A 23,775-nucleotide genomic window follows, 5' to 3' on the forward strand; every position below is an offset into this window, starting at 1 on the left:
AATGGAGTGTTTATATTATGCCACTTATAGCATTGGCTTTGGGAATCGTAATATTATTTATTTTAGTCATAGTTTTTAAGCTTAACGCGTTTTTATCACTCATTATATCTGCAATATTCGTAGGACTTTTCCAAGGGATGGATCCACTGGCTATTGTCACATCCATTGAAACTGGACTTGGAGGTACTCTGGGACATTTAGCGATCATTATTGGCTTGGGTGCCATTTTCGGGAAAATAATATCTGAAGGTGGGGGGGCCCACAGAATCGCAAGCACTCTAATTAAAATTTTTGGTGAAAAAAGAGTTGATTGGGCAATTTGCCTGGCCTCATTTCTTTTAGGGATTATATTATACTATGAAGTTAGTTACATTCTAATAATTCCAATCGTATATACAGTAGCAGTTGAAGCAAAAGTGAAGCTGATGAAAGTGGGAATCCCGTTTCTGGCAGCAATATCTATAGCGCACGTCTTTTTACCTCCACATCCAGGACCAACTGCAATTTCAGCCGCTTTAGGGGCAAATTTGGGTCTGGTTCTATTATATGGCTTTATTCTGGCGATTCCAGCTGCAATTATTTTTGGACCATTATTCTCTAAGTTATATAAAAATTGGGATATTGAAATTCCAAACCATTTAGTATCAAAGCAAGAATTCAACATGGATGAAGTCCCATCATTTGCAACTTCCCTTTTAACGACTTTGTTACCAGTTATTTTGATTTTAATAGGGGTTATTACACAATTTTCACTTCCTAAAACTTCCGCTATTTATAGAATATTAACCTTTATTGGTAATGCTGATATGGCCTTGCTTATATCGCTTCTCGTAGCAGTTTACATTTTCGGTTTACAGAAAAAAAGAAAGACGATGCCTCAAGTAATGAAAATTGTAGAACAGGCACTGATCTCTATGGGGGGAATCATATTCATCCTCGGCGGTGGTGGTGCATTTAAACAAGTTATTTTAGATAGTGGAATGGCAAAATATATTGCTCATTTTACAAGTGGATGGCATATCTCACCATTTATTCTGGCATGGATTATTGCGGCCATCATACGGATAGCCGTGGGGTCTGCAACAGTAACCGTTTTAACCACTGCAGGAATTATGTTGCCAATAGTAAACGCAACTGGTGTTAATCCTGAATTAATGGTACTAGCTATTGGAAGCGCTTCCATAGCTTGGGCTCCACCAAGTGATGTCTCTTTCTGGATGACAAAAGAATATTTTAACTTAACAATTGGACAAACGGTTAAAACGGTTTGCTTTATGTACACCCTTGTTGCTATTTATGGAATACTTGGAGTATTAGCTTTGAATATGATAGTTGGATGATTTTTAGTTTTTTAATTACTATTTGGGAGTGAAGTTGGAATCCGAAAAAGACACAGTCAGAGGCGGAGGACTAACAATTTCTGCAGAGGATTATAATTTATTCTCAGATGCATTTGTCTAGGAGGGCGTTGCGAAAAAGGCAAATCTTATCTGAAGATACTATCAATCTCATACGTAGAACCAGCTTAAAGGGCAATGCCTAAGTGATTATAGGAAATGGTCGTGTAGGAAGGGATTCAGATATGGAGTGGGGAGTATTTGTTGGATCGAATGCTGCGGCAGTACTCATGCTTGTGCCTTAAAACTCGCCCGTGGAGGCTCGGGCGTATCGGTCTTTATTGACATTGCCAGCAGGCATTCCTATAACATACCATAAAAAGTTCTAAAACATGGAGCAGAAATGCTGAACAAACTGTATTCCACAATAAAAAATAAATCATACAAAGTTCCAATTGGCTAAATAATTGGCAAGGAAATCTGTGTCACTTGTATAGAAAGTATAGATTTTAAAGATTGAGAGATTTGAGAGGGGCCAATTTTTTATGAAACTTAAAGGGAAAGTTGCCATTATTTCTGGTGGTGCTGGTGGAATAGGAAAAGAAACTAGTTTCTTATTTGCTTCCGAAGGTGCACATGTTGTTGTCGCAGATTATAATCAACGTTTAGCAGAAGTTACAGCAAAGGAGATTGATGGTATCGGATTTGGTGTAGATGTATCACAACGTGATCAAGTGGATTGGATGGTCAATAATGTTATCGATCGATTTGGAAAAATTGATATCTTAGTTAATAATGCTGGAATTACGATGGACTCCACTCTTGTAAAGATGACGCAGGAACAATGGAATCAGGTTATATCGATTAATCAAACGGGTGTTTTTCATTGTACACAGGCCGTTGTCCCCCATATGATTCAAGAGGGGTACGGCAGAGTTATCAATACGAGTAGTATAGTTGGAAGAATGGGTAACTTTGGACAAACTAATTATGCAGCAACGAAAGCAGCCGTTATTGCAATGACTCAAACTTGGGCAAAAGAACTAGGGAGGAAAGGAATTAATGTTAATGCTGTTGCTCCAGGCTTTATTATGAGCCCAATGACAGAAAAAATGCCAGAAAAAATACTTAACGGAATGAAAGAGAAGGTATCATTACAAAGGCTTGGAACAACAAGAGATATTGCCAATACTTATTTATTCTTGGCAACTGATGATTCCAGCTACATCAACGGAGCAGTTATCCCGGTAGACGGAGGTCTTTCTATATAATACTTTGATAGATTCATCATAATTGCCCATTTTAATTATGAATGGGCTTTTTTAATGTACTTTATTGTTTGTAAGAGAAATATAAGTCACTGAGTTCAACGTTGCGTAATATACTTATTTTAAGAAAATTGTAGGTGCTGCTTTGAAATTAAATGTCCCGATAATGGCAGCTGCATCCTTCCTTGATATATCCAACAAGAACTAACGATTTGACAGAAGGTAATTTTTCCTTTGTCTAGATCCTCAATAAGGTTAAAACCAGAAATCCGGCAACAATTGAAATTTGGAGGGTTCGAGCATTTAAAAAAAGTAGCAAAGGAGAGGAGACGTACCTCATAGATATATCGCAATGTCTGGATTCGGAGGTTGATTGAGGATTTTTGAGGTAGGACTTGTAATTATTGTTTTTGACGAGCAGGCGGAGATTCCGATTGTTGGGACTCATAGTAGGTAAATTGCTCCAATGACAAAGATTACATTAACCGATTTTACTCATTTATTGGAAGAAATGAATGAATTAAAAAGAAACACTCGATTAAGAGAAATTCAGCACATAAAAGCTCTGTTATATGATATTGTTGAATCGGATGAAGGAGAGAGAAGAAAGGTAGCTAACCTAGTCAGAGACGATGAAGAATATAACGGTGACGAAATAGTTGTTGCTATTACAAAAATGAATGCGTAATCACTGGAGAAATAAAAGAAACGAACTTGACAGTAGCCAATGGAAAAATCACATTAAGTAGGAATGGTGCTGAAGAATTATTGAAAGAACTGCAAGAAAACCTTAAGTAAACCTTACTTAATAATTTTAGAATAATTAAAAAATTCGATTAATTATTTTCCGGAAGGGTGTGTGTAATATATTATCAACTAAGGTTTTTACTTATAAATCTAAGGATGGAAAGACAGTAATAATTAGAGAAGCTAAAGAACAGGATGCAGAAAGAATACTAAATTCTGCTCCAAAAGCTTTAATGAACGCTCCATACATGCTTAGTACGGTTGAGGATGTAAAGAAGATGAGTGTTGATGCTATTCAAAAAACATTAAAAACTTATAATGAAAATCCAAATTATGTACAGTTTATTGCTGAAGTTGATGGTAAGTTAGTCGGTACAATAGATTTTAAGAACGGAAATAAAGAAAAAATTAGTCATCAAGGGGCTTTTGCGATGACCATACTACCAGAATATCGAAATTATGGTATTGGAAGAGCTCTTCTAGAAACGTTAATTAATTGGGCTAAAAATAAGAGGAAGATTGAAAAAGTTTGTCTTGAGGTAATGGAAGATAATTTAGGTGCAATCCAGTTATATAAGAATCTAGGCTTTTTTGAAGAGGGTAGAAAAGCAAAGGGTGTAAAATTGGATGACGGCTATCAAGATTTAATATTAATGGCTTTATTCGTTTCAAATTGAACATTATTCAACAATTGGGCGCTTATATATGTAGTAACTTTATTTTACCACCATCCAAAACAGGACGGGAATATGGTTTTGGAAGTAATGAACTTTTAACAACTTGTTATAATCTTGACAACGACAAAACCATTGTTAGTAAAATGATTGTTAATAGTTGTTTGTATCTACTAAAACAACATGAAGAACTTAGAACGTCCAGTTATGGTAAATAAAATAAGGAGATATAGAATGCGGGAGAAAAAAGTTCGAGGAGTTAAGCGAAATTCTAATAATATGATTAAACGAATTGAAGAACACACATTGGAATTTCCAACAGAATTCTACCAAGATTATTGGCATCTGCACCTGCCAGTTGCTCAAGACTTTATTAGTTCAGAAAAAACACCAAACAAGGTCAAGCGACTATGCATTCAAACACTAATTGATAGAGCAGAACATTTAATTAGATTGAAGCCAGGTAACGAAGAAAGATATAGAGTTGTGGTCGCTGTGGATTTTCCTGATATGTGGGGTTCTCAGATTATTGTATTTAAAGGTGACTCTTATTTTAAAGATTTCTTTAACAGGAATGACGAATATCAAAAGTGGCTTCAACTATCTGATAATAGAAATATTCAAGCTGAATGGGCATTATCTGTTCCTAATGAACTGCAAATATCAGGTTTTAAAGAAGTAATTAATGATGAAGATGGATACCACTATGAAGGTGAAATTTGGTTTATTGGGGAATTAATATAAACTTAAAGGGACAGCAAAATTCGTATGTGCCTTTTTTGGTTCTCCGTTAAATGTTTTCACCCGTAACCAATTCAGATTCCAATTTCTTTATACTGCTGAGAAAGTAAAATTTTAGCCCGAAAGTGTTCAAAAGTATGGGTCTCATTATGCTGATAAAAAACCAAAAAAGACAGAAGCTAGGATGCTTTAAGTGCCCAAAGCCTTGTCTTTTTTTGTTAGCTAATCAGTGTGGTTTTGTTTTCCTGGTTCTTAATTTTCCCTTTTTTATAAACAAACAGATAAAAGCCAATGTAATAAACAACCAGAATGAAAAAAACTGCGATTGTTAATGGATCTTTCATGAAATGCTGGGAGTACTGAGTGCTGTTTAAGCTGTTCTTCTGCTGTCCCATCATTTGTATAAGAATAAGAAAACGGAATATAAATCGGCTCAGGAATAGAAGGAGTACAAGAGATTCTACCCATATGGAAGTCCTGTAATAGATGATGCCGCTGCGTAATTCAAAGGTGCTGTGCCTGATTCCGTAGAACAGCAGAATCCCGCCCAGAGCTATTCCAATGAGTGTATAAACAAAGGAAATAGGGTGGTTTACACAACTGGCGATTAATAAAATGGCCAATAATGAAAAAATGAGAGTCCTCGCGATCAGCCTTCTTGCTTTATAAGGCTGAAAACCAATGGAACGCCTGATCCTGCGATATAAAAAGAATCCTACGATTAAAAACACATACAAAAATTGGAAGTGATCGTTCAATATTATCCCGCCTTTAAGGATTACTCTGCTGAATTTTGTGATATTGGAAATTTGAAATTCAACATCTGCTAATATTATACATTTTAAAGGGTGAAATGTTTTATTTTTTTTAGTTATTCTATAAACCGGATTAGCGGAAATATTCGGTGGTATATAATAATAAAAATGGCTGGGAGGAATTAATTTGTCATCTTTACAAAATTTTAATCAAAACGCCACTCTTGGCGATTTTTTATTTGACTGCTTAAAAAAAGAAGGTATTACACATATTTTCGGGATACCGGGTGATTATAATTTCACCCTTTTAGATACATTGGAAAATAGAAATGACATGACTTTCATTAACGCGAAGAATGAGCTGAATGCAGGATACGCTGCAGATGGATATGCCAGGGAAAAAGGAATTGCAGCAATGATCACGACGTTTGGAGTAGGAGAAATGAGTGCATGTAATGCTGTCGCAGGGGCTTATAGTGAAAGTGTGCCTATTATCCATATTGTCGGTTCACCAAAATCAGGGGACCAGCAATCCAAAAAGCTGATGCACCATACACTTATGGACGGTGATTATGATGTATTCAGGAAAGTGTACGAAAATATTACTGAATACACAGCGATACTAACGCCGGAAAATGCCGCATGGGAAATTCCAGCTGCTATAATGACGGCAAAGAAAACAAAAAAGCCGGTGTATTTGTCGGTCAGTATTGATTTAGTCACAAAACCAATACAAAAACTTTCCGGTCAGCAAAATGAGCCTGTGAAAACAAATGACGAGTCTCTGAAGGCCGCCATTAATCATGCAGGGAAGCTTCTGGAAAATGCCAATAATGCTGCCATATTAACTGATAGGGATACAATGCGTTTTGGATTGCAAAAACAAGTAAAGGAATTTGCAGAACATGCAAAACTGCCTGTTGCCCAAACCATGCAGGGAAAGGGAGGCTTTGATGAAACTCATCCTCTGTATACTGGAATGTATAATGGCCAGTTCGGCAGTGAGGCCGTAAAACGGATTATTGAAGAAGCTGATTGCCTTTTTATCGTAGGCCCGGTTTGGTCAGATGTTAATACAGCCAATTTCACTGCTGAACTCAATAGGGAAAATATTATTGAAATCTATCCAGATTCAGTAAAAGTGGGACAAGCACAATACATGAACATCCTGGCCAGTGATATGCTTCTTTCCCTGATGGAACTGCAGTATCAAGATACTGAGCCAGCAATAAAACCTGAATTTCCTTATGAACGTACATCATTTGAACGAGAACAGCTCTTAGAAGCAAGCACATACTATCCTATAATAGAAAATAGGCTTAAGGAAAATGACATTGTTGTTGCTGAAACAGGGACATTTTCTTATGGCGTATCACAAATCCGGTTGCCCAAAGGGGCATCTTATATTGCCCAGGGAGGCTGGCAAAGCATCGGCTATGGAATCCCGGCGGCTTTCGGCGCCTGCATGGCATCTGGAAATCGGCGTGTCCTGCTATTTACCGGCGACGGCTCGCTGCAGCTGACAGTACAGGAGATTAGTTCCATGCTTGAAAATGACTGCAAGCCAATTATATTTATTTTGAATAACAAAGGATATACAATTGAAAAATATTTAAATGTAAAAACAAAAAATCAAGATTACAATAATATTCCTGAATGGAAATACGAAAAACTGACTGAAATTTTTGGAGAAGGGGCCTTATATAAGAGTGCTGAAACAAATGGAGAGCTGGAGGATGCCATTTCAGCTGCGGAAAATGCGGATAAACTGGTGATCATTGAAATGATCGTGAAAGATCCGCTTGATGGCCCGGAATATCTTGTTAAAATGCGCAGCTTTCTGGAAGAACAAGAAAAACAGCAGGCCTAAAGAGAGAATGTTGTAAACAATTCATGATCCGCTTATATTGTTTGAGGAAAAGTCCCTAATTAAGATTAGCCTCTTTTGATATCTATTTTCAGCCAGTCGTTAATACTGCTGAGCCCTTTATAATCACAAAGTATATCTGAATGATCATGAAGGTACCTTTCGCCGATTAAAGTAAGCTCTGCAGTGGATAAGTCATATTTGCCGTCTCTGTAAAAATCTGCATCAGCTATCAATCGATTTTTCACTAAATCAAAAATAATTTCACTCAGAAGAGTTGGGCTGAATTGCAGTTTCTGCCTTGTGAAATTTTTATTGCCCGTTTTTATTTCTTTTAGTATAGCAAGCTGCAATTTTTCCTTGAACATGGAATTTCCTCCTTCTATTAACGGCACACTGGGCCTGGCGTACAGGCTTTTCATTATTAATGAATATGCAAGGAGTGATTTTGATATTCCTGTCCGGCATGCAATATGAAGAAAGTTATGATGTTTGACAAATACATTTATTACAAATTATTCTATTTCAGTAAAATATTAAAGGTGGACATGGTTTGAGCAGGTAAAGTACCATAAATATTGGAAGCAGTCTTATTGCTTTGATTGCTTTCTTTTTGCTCAGCGGGGCAGCCAGTTTGCGGAAGAACTGGCTGCCCTTTTATGTGTATAATTTTCCATTATTAATAAATTCCTATCGGCCTAATCACTCAATTTGAGAACGGAGGACCCGTTATTTCTGAAGGTTATTCTGCATATACAAAAGGGATGAGGAATACTAAAGCTATCCTCTCCGTCAGCTAACTTCGCCGGCCATAGCGAATAAGGTCTAAGACCGCCTTGAAATAGGGGCTTTTTTGTTTTGAAAAGCAAATAAGCTTTCAGATTCATGGAGGTCTTTTTATTATGCTAAAAATGAAAAGAATTTTTAGAAACCTTTATGCAAGGGGAAGCGAAACTTTGATTTGCATAAGCATGTTAATGGTTTTTCCTCACATAAATTCGCTGTTTAAGCCATTTGGCCAAACCTGGGATTTCTTTTATACTTCCGTCTAATCTTATGGCACTGAGAACAATAACTAAGGGGACCTAACAAGTAGGATTAATAAGTAAATGACTTCTTGAAGAGTTAACACAGATTTAGAGAAATATGGGGATTTGCGTATGCATACTTAAAGGGATGAGAATATTAAGATCGGAATTCACCCGCTTTGCAGCCTAAAGAAAATACGAAAATGGGAAAAATAATGTTAAAAAAAATTCAAGAATTCCAGGAAAGATTCCCAGATCAGCATAAAGATCTGGCTAAGTACACACTCCACCTTGTTGAAGCGATAGATAAGCTGAATGAAGAACATAGAAGGTTAGTGGCTGTAAACGCTGTAGCAGGGATCAAACTAAATCCTGCAGAGGAAATCTGAATTGAAACATATTAGTTTTCAGGAATTGGAAAAAACTGTGGAAGACATTTAACATAAGGGAGATAAGAATTGGCATCTGCATTTCAAAGATGGAGTAGACCGTTAAGTGTTCAAAACACGAATGTTTGTTTTGCTCTAGAAGGCAGGAAACAAAAAAGATACATTGTTCAGCAGCTCTATAAAAGCTCGAAAAAGGCGTGTTATTTTGATGGTTATTGTGTTACATTTAATTATCAGAGTAGTTCGTTTTTTTGTGAGGTAGAATGTTTCTAAGGATGAAGCCCCTTTTAAAATAAATAATAGTAGGGATATCCGGTCTGAAGAAGAAACACTGAACTTTAATAAAATAGGGCAATCAGGTATTAGGGCATCTCCGAAAAACTAAAGGTGCCCCTGTCCTTAGGTTTATCCATATTTTTTCTGATGCATTTTCTTCAGTGCGAGGTAATCTTGATCCTCTCTTGCCAGCTTCCACTTTTCCATGAAGATGCTTGCTGATTTAGCTTTGACTGCTGGATTTGTAGTCGAGGAACTGCTGATAAATTTTATTTGAAGAATTTTCTGCTATTTCCGGAGTTTTAAAACGCCAATGAGGCAGTATTTCACTTTTATAGGGCTCTACCATCAAGACACCCTGCTCCCCCCGGCCAACACGGTACAATTCTGGATGCTTGCGGAAATCTATGCTGTCATAATCAAGCGAGTAATCGAATTCATTTTTTTGTTTGTTCAAATTGTTCACTCCTTCAATTTTGATTTACCCCATTCGTGAAAATCTATTCATTTCTTCTATTATTAAATCTTCTATATCTATTAAAAATAAGGAGGGACGTCATGCTGCCGGTAAAAAAATATGGACAAATTATCATTCTAAATGGCACACCAAGGTCTGGAAAGTCCAGTATAGCTGCAGTTATCCAGGAAACCTTCGAGGGGATATGGATGAACCTGGGTACAGATCATTTTATGCAAATGACTCCGGAACGTTTTCAGCCGGGAATAGGCCTGCGTCCCGGCGGTGAGTGGCCGGATCTCGAGCCTTTCATTGTGAACCTTTATCAGGCTATGTATGAAGCAATTGCCAGCCACAGCAGGCTTGGAATTCATGTAGTTTGTGATGTGGGGCACCATGATGCCTATTCTCAGCCGCTTGGAATCCTTCCAATGTGCGCTAACATTTTGGAGGGGCTTCCAGTATTATTTGCCGGTGTGTTTTGTCCTATCGATGTTGTGATGCAGAGGAGAATTAAGACATGGCAAAAAGGATATGATGCGGACGGAAAAGTGCCGCCTCCTGTTGAATTATGGCAGAAGGCCGTCCATGTCCCAGGAATTTATGATATTGAATTAGACACATCCTTTCACAAACCGGCAGAGTGCGCTGATATCATCCGGCATCATCTTAAAAATGGACCTCCTGCAGCTGCTTTTCACATGTTGCAGAAAGTATGATCCATTCATCATACATAGGAAAGTGAATTAATGTAATATGTGGTCAGCGGGGATAATTATATGGTTCATATGAGTGCATAGGCGGCTGGTTCTGATAATAGTGCTGATTATGAGGGCAGGAATAGTTCCCGTAATCATGTCTTTTGGCACAATTTTTGGCAGGACCGATAAATGTATTGGGCTGTACTGGCTCTATAGTACTTTTCCATTGATTTTCATTCATACAGTAGGTTTTCGCCATAATATCTGCAGGAGTGAACTTTAGCAGGTCAGATCCTAAAATAACTTCAGGCTCGGAAGCATTAAATATGGCAAGCAGATGTGTTTCATTCTCAGAAGCCACTTCATAATGCCACCAGCCATGCGGGACGTTGGCTACCTGACCAGGCCTGATGGAATAGGTTTGAAGTTGTTTAGTAAATGGGTTGAAAATGGAAACAACTGCAGAACCTGAAATGCAATAAACCAGTTCTGCCGCATTTTGGTGATAGTGTGGTTCAATTACATTGTTCGCGCTTAAGAAAATGTCCAGCAAAGATACATTATCAAGCGTATTCAATTGTTTAATTCCTAATACATTAATGAAGTTACGCTTATCTTTTTTAAATGTATTGCTTTTATTTACATCATAGGTGAATTGTGCAGCAGGAGAGGAATAATCTATATTTGCAGCCATTTATGTTCCATCCTTTATCATAAACTTATTTGTACAGATAAGTTTATGCTGGCAACAGGGATGGTGCTTACATAAAATTGAAGCAATACTTCTTTTAGCAGAAATCAATAAGGGGGAACCTGCCTGTGTTTTCGTTTCGCGTAGATAAAGAGATTGAAATAGAGCTATTGCAGCAGCATCATAAAGAAGAATTATACCAGCTGAAAATAGAGAGTATCTGAGGAAGTGGCTCCTCTGGGTAGATAAGAGAAAATCAGCAGGAGATTTTGAATCCATCATTCCTATATGGCTTACAAATTATGCGAATAATAATGGATTTGATGCTGGAATCCGATTTCATGGAAAATTAGCCGGCATGATTGGCTGCAATATATTGACTGGAACAATAAGACAGCGGGCATAGGTTACTTTTTGTCTGAAAATGCACAAGGTAATGGGATTATCACCAAATGCATACAATCTTTAACAAGATACTTATTTGATGAAATGAAGTTAAATCGAATCGAAATACAATGTGCGGCAGGCAACACAAAAAGCATAAAGGTGCCTGAAAGACTCGGATTTACAGCTGAGGGCATTAAAAAGGACGGACAGTGGCTGCATGACCATTATGAGGACATTGTTATCTACAGTTTGTTAGAAAAGGACTGGAGGAAGATGTTCGGAAATCTTTAGTTCTGAAACGGTTTCGAAGGACATTCCAGTGAATACTGAAGCACTTAAAATTGCCCAGTGAGGGACTAATTTATAGAAAAGCACAATGATACGCTATTTTTTTAAGGCTGTTTTCATAAACTTTGCTGCCATGAAACAAGGTTGGTTGTTTTCCTCTTCAGGATGCCCCTGCTTAGGTCCTGTTCTGCTAATCTAAGCAGGAGTCTCGCACCTTAGGATCCATTCAACCTGACTTGATAATGGGAGCGCTTCACATAACAAATTAAAAAAACAGCATTCTTTAAGAAAAGAGCCTTTTTTAATTAATAACTGTTTATTCCAAATTTAACCATATTCAGTTATAATACTGATATTATATATATTAACCAATTGGTTCCAGATGAATGTTTTTTTTTGAGAAAGGAGAGGGGAAATGAAAAATAACTATAATTGGATACCGGCACTGATAATATCATTGGGCATTATCATTGGAGGTTATTTGGATTCTGCAAAGGCAACCACGGTTTCTGTCAATTCACAGATGAAAAAGCAGAATCAGGGACATTACTTGCTTACAATTGGAGAAGCATCAAAGGTTTTAGGTATAACTGTCCCGGAGATGGAGGTTATTTTACATACTGAAAAAAGTGAATCTGAACCAAGTGAAAAGATGCAGTATATATACATTGACAAAAAACAGTACTTTACCGCAGCGAGCCTTTTGAAATGGGCTGAAAACAGCATGTCACAGCAGAGGGTATTTAAGGGAGGGCGTTTATTTCGCGCCGGAGAGCTTCCATAATCTTGCTGGCTGAGAGAATTTCCAAGACTGTTGAAAGAATAGTATATAAAAAAAGTTTTTTAAGGTTAATACAATAAATCTCAGCAGCTGCAAAAGAATAATGCAGTGCTGAGTTTTGCTGCTGATTTTATCTTTTTAGAGGCTCTCCGTTAAAAACTTTCACATCTAATGGAGCAGTCAGGAAATTGCCGGCTGCAGCTGTAAAAGATGTAAAATGTGAGCTTTTATTATGGCTTTCAACCGCTTGGAGATCCTGCCATACCTCTACCATTGTATATACATTTTCTTTTTCTGTGTGCTTGTATAAATCGTAAGAAATGTTTCCTTCCTCGGCTCTTGAAGCATCGATGAGCGGTGAGATTTCTTTTAAGAATTCCTCGTGTTTTGCTGAGTCTATAGTAAATCCTGCATGAATGATTAACATATTAACATTCCTTTCAGTGCAGCTTACAGCACTATAGAAAGTACTGCAGCACATTAGTTAGAGTGAGGGCATTTTTTAATTTTTCATGTACATTACCTGAGCGGCATTCGCCCGCATTGTTCATAGGTGCTTTCTGTTATTTCCATTGTGCGACTTTTTCAAGCGGAAGGCGTACGGACTGATAGCCTGTTCCTGCTGCTTTGCCAATTGAAATCAGCATTACTGGCACAAAGCGGTCTTTGTCTAATCCAAAAGCTTCGGCAATTTTATCTTTTTCATATCCGCCAATCGGACAAGTATCATAACCATGTGCACGGGCTGCAAGCATGAGCTGCATGGACACTAAACCGCCGTCAATTAAGACAGTCTCTTTATTAACTTCTGGAGCAATAGAGGAAAAATGAGCTGTAAGGCTATTCATCATATTTTCTTTAACGTCCTGCGGCATAAATCCCATTTCCACTGCTTTGCTGTATATTTCTTCGCCGTAATCAAAGTTATTAAGATCTCCGAATACTGCGATCATTGCTGAAGATGTTTCAACCTGTGGCTGGTTGAAGCGGGCAAGCGGCGCTAATGTCGCTTTTGCTTCCTCACTTTCGATGACGAGGAAACGCCATGGCTGCATATTCACAGAGGAAGGTGCAAGAGTCGCTTCTGTAAGGATTTCTTCCATTTCTTTTTTGCTGATTTTTACCGAAGGGTCGTAGCTTCTAATGGAACGGCGTCCTGTAATGATTTCTTTAAAGTCATTGATGTATGTTGTGTTTGTCATTGATGTATTCTCCTTTTATGAAAGTGATATGAATTAAGCCCGGATGTGTTTAATATTGTTTTGCATTCTGTTAAGCATATCTAAAAGCTGATTGCATTCATCATTTGAAAAGCCATCAAGCATTTGAGCTACAAAAAATGCTTTTTCATCACGCATAGAAATGATTTCATTGCGTCCATGATCTGTAAGCTTAACCAATGTGATCCTATTATCATCCGGGTTTCTTCGCCTTGATACCATGCCTGCAGTTTCAAGCTGTTTTAGATGCCTGGTAACAGCGGCACTATCGATGTTGACCTCTTTTTGAAGAGCAGTTTGACTGATTTCGTCAGCCTGGCAAAGCTCATGCAATAAATCCAGGCGTGACTGGCTTATGCCGGTGCACTTTTCGAACTTTGGGCTAACCTGTTTGTGCAGCTCATGCAAAGCATATAGAATAAGACCTTTTTCAGAACATGAATCGGCCAAGATATGCCTCCTTTTAGTTTTAAAAAAAATGGTTGACCCATCAATTGTTGATGGCTCAATTAATATAAATCATATACTAAAAAAAATCAAGCAAGCAGAATTAATAAGTTCTATAAAATTTTCCTGCTGATAAATGGATCGGAGGATGTGTGCTGTTAGTTACCTAGAACTCGCGAGCGGTGGGGAACCTCTCTAAACCTCCTGCAAAAAGCTGTCAGGGGAACCTCGCTGGTGGCAGGTTGTGGTCAAATTTTTCTAGTCAATCTCTAGTTGAAGAACCAGCAGCGTAATTAAAGAGCGGATCTTTTAGCTGGAACTCGTAGGTATGGCCATCTACAATGCCAACCGTCTTTTCACTGTCATGCAAATCAAGTAAAAATCCTGCCATTTCTTTTGATGTGTGATATTTCGGCAAGGCACCTTCATATTGGAAGTCATCTTTATTTAAAGCATGTTTCGCAAATTCTGTTTCCGTTGCCGCAGGAGCAAGAACCTTAGCTTTCAATTTAGCCCCTTGTGACTGAAGTTCCCGGGCAAGTCCTTCAGTAAATGCACTTACATAAAATTTAGTGGCACAGTAGGTAACGGCATCAGCAACAATGGTATACCCCCCGCCAGAAGAGACGTTGATTAGCTGGGCACCATCATAATTTGAATAGTCCCGGACATAACAATATGGTTAATGATTCAATGTTCAGATGGATCATGGTCTGTATTTTGTCAAGAATTTGGTCAGCAATTGATGCGAAATTTCCAAACCCTGCATTATTAACCCAGGTTTCAATTTCATAACGCCGGAGTTTTTTATACAAATCATGAGCATTTTCAGCAACAGACAAATCAGCGGTCATGATGACCACATCTATTTCTGGGTTAAAAGAGGCAATTTCCGACTTTAATTGCTCCAGTTTTTCTATTCGGCGGGCAATGATAATCAGATTCTTCCCGCGGGCTGCAAATGCTTTAGCACTTTCATAACCGATGCCGGAACTCGCTCCAGTTATAACGATGTATTTCATATCCGTTCCTCCTAATCATATAGTCATTACTAATATAAACGTCTGTTAAAAATATATAAATTAATTTGATTATAAAGTGCTCTGTGATTATTACAGGATTTTTAGAAGGGTAGTTTATCTAACTCAATCAGTACAAATCAACCTATTATTAACAAAGGGGAAGAAAGATAGATGGAAAATGATATCAATATTCTTTTAAAGCAGATAAAGGAAAATCATACAGGAAATCGTTATATCGCTGGAATTGATGGCTTAAGCCGATCTGGCAAAACAACGCTTGTGAATCGCATAAGCCAATATTTGAGAAAGAATAATATTTCATATGTTATTTTTCATATTGACGATCATATTGTGGAAAGAAATAAGCGGTATAACACTGGAGAAGAAGAGTGGTACGAATATTACAGCCTGCAGTGGGATGTAAAATGGCTGTCACAGCATTTTTTCAAAAAGCTAAAATCCGCTCAGAGGCTAAAGCTTCCGTTTTATGATAATGAAAGGGATACATGTGAATTTCGCGATATTAATCTCCCGGATCGATGTGTAATCATAATAGAAGGTGTATTCCTGCAAAGAGAAGAATGGAGAAACCACTTTGATTTTCTCGTGTTTCTGGAAGTTTCTAGAGAAAAAAGGTTTCTTCGGGAAAAAGCGGAAACTCAAAAACAAACCGGAAAATTTAAAAATAGATACTGGAAAGCTGAAGACCATTATTTACAAACTGAATTTCCAAAAGAAAATGCCGATTTCCTAATGGAGGAATAGGCTTTTTTTTATAATATATATATTTTAATTTATACCTCGATAGAATATATTTAATCCTCTCATATCCTTAATTTGCTAAAGAACATAACTTTCTTTAAATAAGGGGAGAGAAATTCCAGGATTCTCTTTTAAAATCAATCTTACTGCAGATAAATAGTAAACTAAAAGTAAGATAAAAATTTAAAAAAAACACTTGAAAAGCGCTTACATTGCCTATATAATTCAAATAAATCGATTTACTAAACCGGTTTATAAAAGTATAAAGGGGCAGATCAAATGAGCAATATTATTGTTCCGCTGAATGCATTTGAACAGTCAGATGTACAGAAGCTGGGACAGCAAGCTTTTATTGAATTAATTGCTGATGCAGGAGCAGATGGAGTGGAAATACGCAGAGAGTTATTGAATTTTGAAAAAGATCCTCCTTTAAAAGAACTTCAGCAGGTAATAAAAAAAAGAAAGCTGATTGCTGTTTATTCAGCTCCAACTTACTTATGGAATGAAGATCAGATGTTAAATACGGATCTTTTGACACAAGTATTTAAAGAAGCAGCTGACTTGAATGCAAAATTTTTAAAGGTGTCGCTGGGCCGTTTTAATCCAAGTAAATCAGATTTTAAAAAATTAAATGAAGTGGTGTTAAAGTACAGTCCAATTCAATTGCTTATCGAAAATGATCAAACCCTGCATGGAGGGAGGAAGGATTTGTTAGTCCGGTTTTTTGAAAGCGCTTCTCAATATAATGTACCTGTCAGAATGACATTTGATACAGGGAATTGGCATTACACGGATGAAGATGCCGAAGCCGCATTTATTGAACTTGCCCCTTATGTGTCTTATCTGCATCTTAAATCGGTTGCAGAAAGAAGTGGAGTTCTGATAACGGAACCAATTTCTTTGGAAGGAAAAGAGAATTGGTATTTCTTAAGGCAATTACCGTCAGACATACCAATAGCCCTTGAATTTCCCATACAGCCAAAAGAAAGAACAAAGGTTTATGTAGATTTCATGAAAAAATCCAACAAAGAAAGCTGGTCATTAGCATGAAGGAATTAGATGTAGTTACCTTTGGAGAAGCTATGGCGATGTTTATAGCGGCAGAAAAAGGCCCATTGCATGAAGTAAAACAGTTTAATCGTGAACTGGCAGGAGCTGAGACAAATGTAGCTATAGGGCTTGCAAAGCTCGGACTTCGTGCAGGATGGGCAAGCAAGGTAGGAAGAGATGCCTTCGGAGATTTTATCATTCAAAGGCTTAAATCTGAAAGCGTTGACATCAGCTGTGTCCTGGCAGATAAAGATCATCCAACTGGATTTCAGATTAAATCCAAGGTTGATAAGGGAGATCCGGAAGTTCAATATTTTAGAAAAGGCTCTGCTGCCAGTTTTCTGGAAAAGTCCGACTTTTGCGAAGAGTATTTTAGCAAAGCCAGGCATTTGCATTTGACAGGAATACCGTTAGCCATATCAATAAGCGCCAGGGAATTTTCACATGAAGCGTTATCTTTTATGAAAAAACAGAAAAATACCATTTCCTTTGATCCTAATCTTCGTCCTTCTTTGTGGAATTCAAAGAAGGAAATGATTGAAGAAATAAATAGGATGGCCATCCAAGCGGATTACTTTCTTCCGGGAATTGAAGAAGGGGAAGTATTGACAGGGTTCAAGGATCCTGGCGACATAGCAAGCTTTTACTTAGAAAAAGGCGTTAAACTTGTTGTAATTAAATTAGGCGAAAATGGGGCCTATTATGAATCACTGAAAGAAAAAGGGACAATCCCATCTTTCAAGGCAGATAAGGTGATAGATACAGTGGGTGCGGGAGACGGGTTTGCAGTCGGTGTAATTAGCGGCTTTCTAGAAAATCTATCTGTTTATGAATCTGTATTAAGAGGCAATGCAATTGGCTCGCTGGCTGTGCAGTCTCCTGGTGATAATGACGGATATCCCACAAAGAACGAGCTGCAGGATTTATTAAATAAATCATTAATAGGGGGAAGATGAAATGATGCAAAAACAGATTCTTTCTAAAAAAAGATGGCTGCGCCTTATTCCAATTGCTTTTATTACATACAGCCTGGCTTATTTGGATAGGGCCAATTATGGCTTCGGAGCTGCCTCTGGCCTGGCAGCAGATTTGCATATCACCCCAGGCATCTCGTCTTTATTGGGTTCTCTGTTTTTTCTGGGATATTTCTTTTTCCAGGTCCCAGGTGCCTATTATGCTGATAATAAAAGTGCAAAAAAGCTTATCTTTTGGTCATTAATTTTATGGGGCGGATTAGCAACCGCAACAGGACTCGTAACAAATATTAAGCTATTATTCGTAATCCGTTTTATGCTGGGAGTGGTGGAAAGTGCGGTAATGCCTTCCATGCTCATATTTTTAAGCCATTGGTTTACAAAGGCAGAAAGATCGCGTGCTAATACGTTTCTGATTTTGGGTAATCCTGCAACTGTTTTATGGATGAGTATCTTATCCGGATATTTACTAAATTCCTTTGGCTGGAGATGGATGTTCATCTTCGAAGGGTTTCCAGCACTGATTTGGGCTTTTATATGGTGGAAGGTTGTCCAGGATGAACCGAAAGATGCAAAGTGGCTTTCAAGGCAAGAAAAACTGCAGCTTGAAGAGGAGCTGTTAAAAGAACAGCAGGGAATGCAGGAAGTTAAAAATTACCGTGATGCATTCAAATCAAAAACGGTGATTCTGCTCAGTCTGCAATATGCTTTGTGGAGCATTGGTGTTTATGGTTTTGTTATGTGGCTGCCGTCCATCATTAAAGCGGCTCCAAATATGGATATCGTCACAACCGGCTGGTTATCATCCATTCCTTATATCCTGGCTGTGTTATTAATGCTTGGATCGTCTTATTTCTCTGACAAAACACTTAATCGCCAAGCTTTTGTATGGCCGTTTTTATTAATCGGAGCAATTGCGTTTTATGGCTCGTATCTAATTGGAACAAGCAACTTCTGGCTTTCATTTATATTATTAATAATTGCAGGAGGTGCCATGTACGCTCCTTATGGCCCGTTTTTTGCCATCATTCCTGAAATTCTTCCGAGGAATGTTGCCGGAGGTGCTATGGCTTTAATCAACAGCATGGGTGCATTAGGCTCATTTCTTGGTTCTTATATTGTAGGATTTCTTAATGGAAGAACAGGGGGATTCGGAGCATCATATGTCTTTATGGCCGGTTCCTTGTTTTTATCGGCTTTGCTGACTATCTGGGCACTAAGGGAAGCTAAAACACCCTCAAAGAAGAAGGATTTTAAAGTAAGCGCTTAATATAAGGGATGCTGTAATAGGTGAAAACAATAAGGAGGCGCAAGAAATGGGAGCAGAGCAAATACGTAAAAGAGCGGTAGTAGCAGTTATAAGAGGTGCTAAACCCGAAACCATTTTACCGATAGCTTCAGCATTGGAGGCTGGGGGAGTTACGGCTCTGGAAATCACAATGGAAACACCAAAAGCACTAAAAATAATTGAAAAGCTTTGTGAGGAATTCGGCAATAAGCTGCTGATAGGAGCAGGTACTGTTCTTGATGCTTATACAGCCAGAGAAGCCATTATGGCAGGGTCGCAATTTGTCTTTTCTCCTTCTTTAAAAAAAGAAACGATTGAAATGGCAAAAAGGTATGGAGTGATCAGTGTTCCAGGTGCATTTACTCCAACGGAAATTCTGAGCGCCTATGAATATGGCGCAGATTTAGTTAAAGTTTTTCCCGCAAATGTTGGGGGACCAGAATATTTAAAGAGCCTTGCAGGTCCGCTTCCGCATATCCCGCTGATGCCGACAGGAGGGATAAATCTCAAAAATGCAAGTGAATTCATTAAAGCTGGGGCAGCTGCAATCGGAGCCGGAAGCACATTAGTGGATCCAAAAAATGAAATGACCGATAAATACTTAGAACAAATTTGCCTGAATGCCAAGAGATTTATGCAGGCTGTAAAAAGTGAACCAATTTTTCAGGAAGCTCCTCTAACTTAGGTTTCAATTTTTTAGTATCTTACTTTTTATGTCCGTTTAGCCGGTCCAAGCCAGGAAAACGAGACGATTACCGGAATAAGGAAAAAGTATAACTTATAATGCGGGGGTTTCACTGCCGGTTAAAGTGGGATAAAATGTAACCAGGGATTATTGAAAGAGGAAGATGCAATGAAAAAATCTACCATGGCCGATGTTGCCAAAGAAGCTGGTGTTTCGAAAAGCACTGTTTCGCAGTTTTTAAATAAGCGTTATGAATATATGGGAACTGAAACAAAGAAAAAAATTGAGCTGGCTATTGAAAAATTAGACTATCAGCCTAATTATTTAGCAAGGAGTCTCAAACAAAAAAGAACGTCTATGATCGGAATTATTGTTGCGAATATTGTTCATCGTTTTTCTACAGAAGTAAGCCGTTCGATTGAAGATTATTTTCATGAACATGATATCCATGCAATAGTTTGCAATGCAGATGATGATCCGGTAAAAGAAAAAAATTATATAGAAATGCTGCGCGCAAAACAAGTGGATGGGCTGATTATCTTTCCTACTGGACAAAATGCCGATCTATACAAAACTATGGAGAAAGAAAGCTATCCGGTAGTCTTTATGGATAGATCAGCAGGAGAAATTAATGTGCCAGCTATTGTTACAGATAACAAAAATTCCTCGTATGAAGCAATCAGGCATTTTTTAAAAAGCGGGCACCTTAAAATAGCTGCAGCCTTTCAGCCATTAACAATCAGCCCGAGAATAGAGCGGCTGGCTGGTTATAAACAAGCTTTACTGGAAGCAGATATTGCTATTAAAGATGAATATATAATAAATGCTCCAGTACAGGAGCTTAAGAAACATTTATCACTAATGTTTGATCTGCCAGAACCGCCGACTGCTTTATTTGCCGGCAATGATTTAGTTTTCCTTGAAGTGCTGGAATTCCTGCAGGAAAGACGTATTAAAATAGGAAAGGATTTATCACTCATTGTTTTCGATAATATTCCTTTTGCTCATTTGGCAGATCCTCCAGTAACAACGATTGCCCAGCCTGCTTATGAAATGGGAAAAAAGGCTGCAGAAATATTATATAAACAGATTAATAAGGAAGATGTAAATTCTGAAACCGTCATTTTCCCAAGCAGCATTATATGGAGGGAATCATCTAAATAGGCAAATGAAAGCATTTGCCTGTTTAGGAGCTTTAGGAATCTCCCTGCCTTTTTACTAAACCGGTTTACTTTGAAATTAAAGGAGTTTTTGTAATGAAACTGCAGCTGGCTTTAGACAGACTAACCATCCAGGAAGCTATCCGAATTACCAGGTTGGCAGAGGATTATGTCGATTGGATAGAGGTTGGCACATCTTTAATTAAGGAATTTGGAATGAACAGCGTTACACAGCTGAAAGAAGCTTTTCCTCATAAAATCATTGTTGCAGACTGCAAAACCATAGATAATGCCAGATATGAGTTTGAGATGTGTTTTGAGGCAGGTGCAGACGTGGCCACTGTAATGGGAGTATCGCCGCTGGTTACGATTGCTGCCTGCTTTGATGTCGCTGGAAAAATGAACAAGCGTGTAATGATTGACCTATTAAATACATCTGCAGAACAAATAGCAGATTTGTTGAAATATCAAGATGGTATCTTCTGTCATCATACAAGCCGGGATGAGCTGGAAGAAGGCGGCAGCCCAAATCAGCGGCTACAGCCTGCAGAGTCTTCAGCTGTTACAATCGCTGCTGCAGGCGGTATTAACCCCTTGTCGCTGCCAGCTTTAATGAGAAATCTGAATCCGGCAGTAGCCATTGTTGGTTCAGCCATAACCAAGGCAGATGATCCCGCAGCTGCTGCAAGACAGTTCAAACGTATTATTGAATCAATGGAGGGTGATGGAAATGAATAAAACAACTGTCATATTAAATGAAATGGATGGAGTGCTTGCACAAGTTGATCAGCATAATTTATCTGAAATTGCCCAACTATTAAAGCGCTCGAACCGGATTTTTGTCATTGGCGAAGGACGTTCGGGATTAATGGCAAAATCGTTTGCCATGAGATTAATGCATTTAGGCGCTTCTGTTTTTGTTGTTGGAGAAACGATTACACCTTCCATTGGTGCAGGAGATACACTTGTAGCCGTTTCCGGTTCAGGCACTACTAAAAGTGTAGTATGGACTGCCGAAAAAGCAAAATCAATAAACTGCGAGGTTGTTGGCATATCAACCGAAAAAGAATCAGGATTAGGGTTATCTTCAAGCTATCTTGTCCACATACCAGCTGCGACTAAATTCCGCCGTGAAGGTGAAACGGAAACCATACAGCCTCTTGGTTCATTGTTTGATCAATGTGCTCACATTGTGTTTGATACCATTTGCCTTTTGTATGCAGAATTAAATCACGTCGATAACAGCCAGGCTTTTAAACAGCACAGCAATTTGGAATAAAGGCTTCAAATGATTAAAATAAACTGTTAAGAGAGGGATGGAAACCATTCCTCTCTTTAAATTTCCAAGTCCAATTTCTAGCCGTCCATCACTCCATATAAAAGTACAAATCAACGCTTTGGAAAATACATTTACAGCTTCTTCCTCCAGCGCCTTATAGTTATGGCCGTAAATATGACAAATCATCTGTGGTATATTTCCTGAACGTTCAGCAACAAAGGTAACAGGTTGTTTTTGGACAATTAAGATAGTTAGATGTGTATGTCGAAGCCCATTAGGCGTAATTGTTTTTTAAACCTGTTTTTCGATGATTCGGTCAAAGCAATACTTTAATATGTTTTCTCCCATTGGGGTACATATAGACGGTTTAGCACTACAGCAGATAAAAAGAAATCATCGCCGGTTTTTTTACAGCGACGCCGTCATTAATCCTGCAGGAATCGAATCGGTAAAGTTGTGCATGTTCGGTTTGCTCTTACTACAATTGGGAACAATAAATTGGCATGCTATTTCGAACTGGTGGAATTTAACATGGACAAAACAATTTTTATTACTGGTGCAGGCACCGGGCTGGGCAGAGGCGCAGCAATTGGTCTCGCCCAAAAAGGTCATCGTGTGATTGCAACTACAGAGCTTACTTCTCAAAAAACAGACCTTCTGCGGGAAGCAAATGACCTGGAACTGGATATGGAGGTGATTAAAGTCGATATTACGAACCCTTTGGATCTGGAACAGATAGAGAAGTATGATTTTGACGTATTTGTTGCAAATGCTGCCATTAATGAACGAGGGCCACTCGGAGAAGTGCCTATGAACCGATTTCGGGCACTCTTTGAAGTAAATGTTTTCGCAACCTTGGAAACAGTACAGATAGCTGCACGTAAGATGGTTCAAAAGGGAAGCGGAAAAATCGTCTTTATGAGTTCAGAATCTGGAATTTTGGCATCTCCATATGGCGGTCCATATGCCGCTACAAAGCACGCGATTGAAGCAATTGCCCATACCCTTCAGTTGGAACTTCAAGGATTTGGAGTAAAAGTTGCCACCATTAACCCTGGTTCCTTCAAGACAGGTTTTAATGATCGCGCGGCAGAAGAGCTATGGAAATGGTACGATGAAGAGAAAAACTTCACGAGAAAAGAGGATATAAAAAAGGCGGAAGAGGGCTTAAACAACCAGTTTGACCCGGAAGATATGATTGCAAAAATGGTAGAAATCATTCCAGCTGACCATCATAAATTCCGGACCGCCTATCCTCAGCAAACCGAGAAACAGATGAAGCAAGAAGAACAAAAATGGTGGGAGATGGACATATTTTACACTTAAAGTAACTTTACTTGAAGAAGTTAAATAAAAAAAGTCGGTTCCTTAACGAACAGGGAATTCGACTTTTTTATGTTTGAATTTGATTAGCGTACATAATTTCCGAAATGTTGGATGTTGGCGATACCCGAGTCTGGAGATAAACAAAGATTAACACCCGTACAACGATTAGGACTTA

General features: G+C 38.3%; 25 protein-coding genes, 3 pseudogenes and 1 riboswitch. Of the genes and pseudogenes, 20 read left to right on the forward strand and 8 right to left on the reverse strand.

The annotated features are described in order from the left end of the window. Positions 1-17 precede the first annotated feature (17 nt). The 6 genes from BM126_RS13275 to BM126_RS13300 all read left to right on the forward strand — a co-directional run bounded on the left by BM126_RS13275 (position 18) and on the right by BM126_RS13300 (position 4,770). The gene (locus BM126_RS13275) at positions 18-1,340 is read left to right on the forward strand and encodes a gluconate:H+ symporter (protein ID WP_090989948.1); all 1,323 of its coding nucleotides are present in this window, start codon (positions 18-20) and stop codon (positions 1,338-1,340) included. A gap of 542 nt (positions 1,341-1,882) precedes the next feature. Further along, a complete protein-coding gene (gene fabG, locus BM126_RS13280) occupies positions 1,883-2,608 on the forward strand; it encodes a 3-oxoacyl-ACP reductase FabG (RefSeq protein WP_090989949.1) in 726 nt (241 codons plus the stop codon). Positions 2,609-3,071: 463 nt separating this feature from the next. Continuing rightward, positions 3,072-3,293 carry a hypothetical protein gene (locus tag BM126_RS13285; RefSeq protein ID WP_090989950.1) on the forward strand — a complete coding sequence of 74 codons (222 nt, stop codon included), beginning with the start codon at positions 3,072-3,074 and terminating at the stop codon, positions 3,291-3,293. A gap of 26 nt (positions 3,294-3,319) precedes the next feature. Continuing rightward, positions 3,320-3,403: a hypothetical protein gene (locus BM126_RS13290; RefSeq protein WP_256213120.1), complete on the forward strand. Its 84-nt coding sequence runs from the start codon at positions 3,320-3,322 to the stop codon at positions 3,401-3,403. 59 nt (positions 3,404-3,462) lie between these two features. Beyond that, positions 3,463-4,029, forward strand: coding sequence for a GNAT family N-acetyltransferase (locus BM126_RS13295; protein WP_177201424.1), 567 nt, complete (start codon positions 3,463-3,465; stop codon positions 4,027-4,029). 231 nt (positions 4,030-4,260) lie between these two features. Beyond that, complete coding sequence (locus BM126_RS13300; RefSeq protein ID WP_090989951.1) at positions 4,261-4,770, forward strand: DUF3916 domain-containing protein; 510 nt, start codon at positions 4,261-4,263, stop codon at positions 4,768-4,770. Between the two features lie 215 nt (positions 4,771-4,985). Here BM126_RS13300 and BM126_RS13305 read toward each other — a convergent pair whose 3' ends face one another. After that, positions 4,986-5,525 carry a CcdC protein domain-containing protein gene (locus BM126_RS13305; protein WP_090989952.1) on the reverse strand — a complete coding sequence of 180 codons (540 nt, stop codon included), beginning with the start codon at positions 5,523-5,525 and terminating at the stop codon, positions 4,986-4,988. Positions 5,526-5,709: 184 nt separating this feature from the next. Between BM126_RS13305 and BM126_RS13310 the strand changes: the two genes are divergently transcribed. Then, positions 5,710-7,392 carry an alpha-keto acid decarboxylase family protein gene (locus BM126_RS13310; RefSeq protein WP_256213100.1) on the forward strand — a complete coding sequence of 561 codons (1,683 nt, stop codon included), beginning with the start codon at positions 5,710-5,712 and terminating at the stop codon, positions 7,390-7,392. Positions 7,393-7,457: 65 nt separating this feature from the next. On the opposite strand, the gene BM126_RS13315 is transcribed toward BM126_RS13310, so the two are convergent. Further along, complete coding sequence (locus BM126_RS13315; protein WP_090989954.1) at positions 7,458-7,757, reverse strand: hypothetical protein; 300 nt, start codon at positions 7,755-7,757, stop codon at positions 7,458-7,460. 317 nt (positions 7,758-8,074) lie between these two features. Next, positions 8,075-8,215: riboswitch (cyclic di-AMP (ydaO/yuaA leader) on the forward strand. Between the two features lie 417 nt (positions 8,216-8,632). Between BM126_RS13315 and BM126_RS13320 the strand changes: the two genes are divergently transcribed. Continuing rightward, the gene (locus tag BM126_RS13320; protein ID WP_256213101.1) at positions 8,633-8,806 is read left to right on the forward strand and encodes a hypothetical protein; all 174 of its coding nucleotides are present in this window, start codon (positions 8,633-8,635) and stop codon (positions 8,804-8,806) included. Positions 8,807-9,211: 405 nt separating this feature from the next. Here BM126_RS13320 and BM126_RS13325 read toward each other — a convergent pair. Beyond that, positions 9,212-9,539 (reverse strand): annotated as a pseudogene (locus BM126_RS13325) (DUF4385 family protein). Between the two features lie 101 nt (positions 9,540-9,640). Here BM126_RS13325 and BM126_RS13330 point away from each other — a divergent pair. Then, on the forward strand, positions 9,641-10,258 hold the full coding sequence (locus tag BM126_RS13330; protein ID WP_090989955.1) for a chloramphenicol phosphotransferase CPT family protein: 618 nt from the start codon (positions 9,641-9,643) through the stop codon (positions 10,256-10,258). 43 nt (positions 10,259-10,301) lie between these two features. On the opposite strand, the gene BM126_RS13335 is transcribed toward BM126_RS13330, so the two are convergent. Then, on the reverse strand, positions 10,302-10,934 hold the full coding sequence (locus tag BM126_RS13335) for a cupin domain-containing protein (RefSeq protein ID WP_090989956.1): 633 nt from the start codon (positions 10,932-10,934) through the stop codon (positions 10,302-10,304). Between the two features lie 125 nt (positions 10,935-11,059). Between BM126_RS13335 and BM126_RS13340 the strand changes: the two are divergent. Both BM126_RS13340 and BM126_RS13345 read left to right on the forward strand, forming a co-directional pair. Beyond that, a pseudogene (locus BM126_RS13340) lies at positions 11,060-11,609 on the forward strand (GNAT family N-acetyltransferase). A gap of 412 nt (positions 11,610-12,021) precedes the next feature. Continuing rightward, entirely contained in the window at positions 12,022-12,390 is a 369-nt protein-coding gene (locus tag BM126_RS13345) for a hypothetical protein (protein ID WP_090989957.1), read from the forward strand. Between the two features lie 127 nt (positions 12,391-12,517). On the opposite strand, the gene BM126_RS13350 is transcribed toward BM126_RS13345, so the two are convergent. The 4 genes and pseudogenes from BM126_RS13350 to BM126_RS13365 all read right to left on the reverse strand — a co-directional run bounded on the left by BM126_RS13350 (position 12,518) and on the right by BM126_RS13365 (position 15,076). Then, complete coding sequence (locus tag BM126_RS13350; RefSeq protein ID WP_090989958.1) at positions 12,518-12,814, reverse strand: putative quinol monooxygenase; 297 nt, start codon at positions 12,812-12,814, stop codon at positions 12,518-12,520. A 136-nt stretch (positions 12,815-12,950) separates the two neighbouring features. Further along, positions 12,951-13,589, reverse strand: a complete 639-nt coding sequence (locus tag BM126_RS13355) for a nitroreductase family protein (protein ID WP_090989959.1) — start codon at positions 13,587-13,589, stop codon at positions 12,951-12,953. Positions 13,590-13,622: 33 nt separating this feature from the next. Next, entirely contained in the window at positions 13,623-14,057 is a 435-nt protein-coding gene (locus BM126_RS13360) for a MarR family winged helix-turn-helix transcriptional regulator (RefSeq protein ID WP_090989960.1), read from the reverse strand. A gap of 259 nt (positions 14,058-14,316) precedes the next feature. Beyond that, positions 14,317-15,076: pseudogene (locus tag BM126_RS13365) on the reverse strand (SDR family NAD(P)-dependent oxidoreductase). A gap of 171 nt (positions 15,077-15,247) precedes the next feature. Between BM126_RS13365 and BM126_RS13370 the strand changes: the two are divergent. The 9 genes from BM126_RS13370 (at position 15,248) to BM126_RS13410 (ending at position 23,600) form a co-directional block, all read left to right on the forward strand. Next, positions 15,248-15,841 carry a kinase gene (locus tag BM126_RS13370; RefSeq protein ID WP_090989961.1) on the forward strand — a complete coding sequence of 198 codons (594 nt, stop codon included), beginning with the start codon at positions 15,248-15,250 and terminating at the stop codon, positions 15,839-15,841. Between the two features lie 276 nt (positions 15,842-16,117). Beyond that, positions 16,118-16,888, forward strand: a complete 771-nt coding sequence (locus BM126_RS13375) for a sugar phosphate isomerase/epimerase family protein (RefSeq protein ID WP_090989962.1) — start codon at positions 16,118-16,120, stop codon at positions 16,886-16,888. Next, on the forward strand, positions 16,885-17,844 hold the full coding sequence (locus tag BM126_RS13380) for a sugar kinase (protein WP_090989963.1): 960 nt from the start codon (positions 16,885-16,887) through the stop codon (positions 17,842-17,844). The genes BM126_RS13375 and BM126_RS13380 overlap by 4 nt, the downstream gene beginning before the upstream one ends. A 4-nt stretch (positions 17,845-17,848) precedes the next feature. Further along, positions 17,849-19,132 carry an MFS transporter gene (locus BM126_RS13385; RefSeq protein ID WP_090990298.1) on the forward strand — a complete coding sequence of 428 codons (1,284 nt, stop codon included), beginning with the start codon at positions 17,849-17,851 and terminating at the stop codon, positions 19,130-19,132. 46 nt (positions 19,133-19,178) lie between these two features. Further along, positions 19,179-19,835 carry a bifunctional 4-hydroxy-2-oxoglutarate aldolase/2-dehydro-3-deoxy-phosphogluconate aldolase gene (locus BM126_RS13390; RefSeq protein WP_090989964.1) on the forward strand — a complete coding sequence of 219 codons (657 nt, stop codon included), beginning with the start codon at positions 19,179-19,181 and terminating at the stop codon, positions 19,833-19,835. A 168-nt stretch (positions 19,836-20,003) separates the two neighbouring features. Further along, positions 20,004-20,999, forward strand: a complete 996-nt coding sequence (locus BM126_RS13395; protein ID WP_090989965.1) for a LacI family DNA-binding transcriptional regulator — start codon at positions 20,004-20,006, stop codon at positions 20,997-20,999. A gap of 92 nt (positions 21,000-21,091) precedes the next feature. Then, on the forward strand, positions 21,092-21,733 hold the full coding sequence (gene hxlA, locus BM126_RS13400) for a 3-hexulose-6-phosphate synthase (protein ID WP_090989966.1): 642 nt from the start codon (positions 21,092-21,094) through the stop codon (positions 21,731-21,733). Further along, positions 21,726-22,274, forward strand: a complete 549-nt coding sequence (gene hxlB / locus BM126_RS13405) for a 6-phospho-3-hexuloisomerase (RefSeq protein ID WP_090989967.1) — start codon at positions 21,726-21,728, stop codon at positions 22,272-22,274. Before hxlA ends, hxlB begins: the two co-directional genes overlap by 8 nt. 531 nt (positions 22,275-22,805) lie before the next feature. Continuing rightward, the gene (locus BM126_RS13410; protein ID WP_090989968.1) at positions 22,806-23,600 is read left to right on the forward strand and encodes an SDR family oxidoreductase; all 795 of its coding nucleotides are present in this window, start codon (positions 22,806-22,808) and stop codon (positions 23,598-23,600) included. Positions 23,601-23,775: the final 175 nt, after the last annotated feature.

This window comes from Bacillus sp. OV322 (assembly GCF_900112495.1).
In the GTDB taxonomy this organism is placed as follows: Bacteria; Bacillota; Bacilli; order Bacillales; family DSM-1321; genus Peribacillus.

Excerpts from the sequence above, each read along its gene's own strand:
- BM126_RS13395 (WP_090989965.1), top strand. The coding sequence starts at position 20,004 with ATGAAAAAATCTACCATGGCCGATGTTGCCAAAGAAGCTGGTGTTTCG.
- BM126_RS13380 (WP_090989963.1), top strand. The coding sequence starts at position 16,885 with ATGAAGGAATTAGATGTAGTTACCTTTGGAGAAGCTATGGCGATGTTT.
- BM126_RS13285 (WP_090989950.1), top strand. The coding sequence starts at position 3,072 with ATGACAAAGATTACATTAACCGATTTTACTCATTTATTGGAAGAAATG.
- BM126_RS13320 (WP_256213101.1), top strand. The coding sequence starts at position 8,633 with ATGTTAAAAAAAATTCAAGAATTCCAGGAAAGATTCCCAGATCAGCAT.
- BM126_RS13345 (WP_090989957.1), top strand. The coding sequence starts at position 12,022 with ATGAAAAATAACTATAATTGGATACCGGCACTGATAATATCATTGGGC.
- hxlA (WP_090989966.1), top strand. The coding sequence starts at position 21,092 with ATGAAACTGCAGCTGGCTTTAGACAGACTAACCATCCAGGAAGCTATC.
- BM126_RS13390 (WP_090989964.1), top strand. The coding sequence starts at position 19,179 with ATGGGAGCAGAGCAAATACGTAAAAGAGCGGTAGTAGCAGTTATAAGA.
- fabG (WP_090989949.1), top strand. The coding sequence starts at position 1,883 with ATGAAACTTAAAGGGAAAGTTGCCATTATTTCTGGTGGTGCTGGTGGA.
- BM126_RS13335 (WP_090989956.1), bottom strand. The coding sequence starts at position 10,934 with ATGGCTGCAAATATAGATTATTCCTCTCCTGCTGCACAATTCACCTAT.
- BM126_RS13375 (WP_090989962.1), top strand. The coding sequence starts at position 16,118 with ATGAGCAATATTATTGTTCCGCTGAATGCATTTGAACAGTCAGATGTA.
- BM126_RS13300 (WP_090989951.1), top strand. The coding sequence starts at position 4,261 with ATGCGGGAGAAAAAAGTTCGAGGAGTTAAGCGAAATTCTAATAATATG.
- hxlB (WP_090989967.1), top strand. The coding sequence starts at position 21,726 with ATGAATAAAACAACTGTCATATTAAATGAAATGGATGGAGTGCTTGCA.
- BM126_RS13275 (WP_090989948.1), top strand. The coding sequence starts at position 18 with ATGCCACTTATAGCATTGGCTTTGGGAATCGTAATATTATTTATTTTA.
- BM126_RS13355 (WP_090989959.1), bottom strand. The coding sequence starts at position 13,589 with ATGACAAACACAACATACATCAATGACTTTAAAGAAATCATTACAGGA.
- BM126_RS13385 (WP_090990298.1), top strand. The coding sequence starts at position 17,849 with ATGCAAAAACAGATTCTTTCTAAAAAAAGATGGCTGCGCCTTATTCCA.
- BM126_RS13370 (WP_090989961.1), top strand. The coding sequence starts at position 15,248 with ATGGAAAATGATATCAATATTCTTTTAAAGCAGATAAAGGAAAATCAT.
- BM126_RS13330 (WP_090989955.1), top strand. The coding sequence starts at position 9,641 with ATGCTGCCGGTAAAAAAATATGGACAAATTATCATTCTAAATGGCACA.
- BM126_RS13350 (WP_090989958.1), bottom strand. The coding sequence starts at position 12,814 with ATGTTAATCATTCATGCAGGATTTACTATAGACTCAGCAAAACACGAG.
- BM126_RS13315 (WP_090989954.1), bottom strand. The coding sequence starts at position 7,757 with ATGTTCAAGGAAAAATTGCAGCTTGCTATACTAAAAGAAATAAAAACG.
- BM126_RS13410 (WP_090989968.1), top strand. The coding sequence starts at position 22,806 with ATGGACAAAACAATTTTTATTACTGGTGCAGGCACCGGGCTGGGCAGA.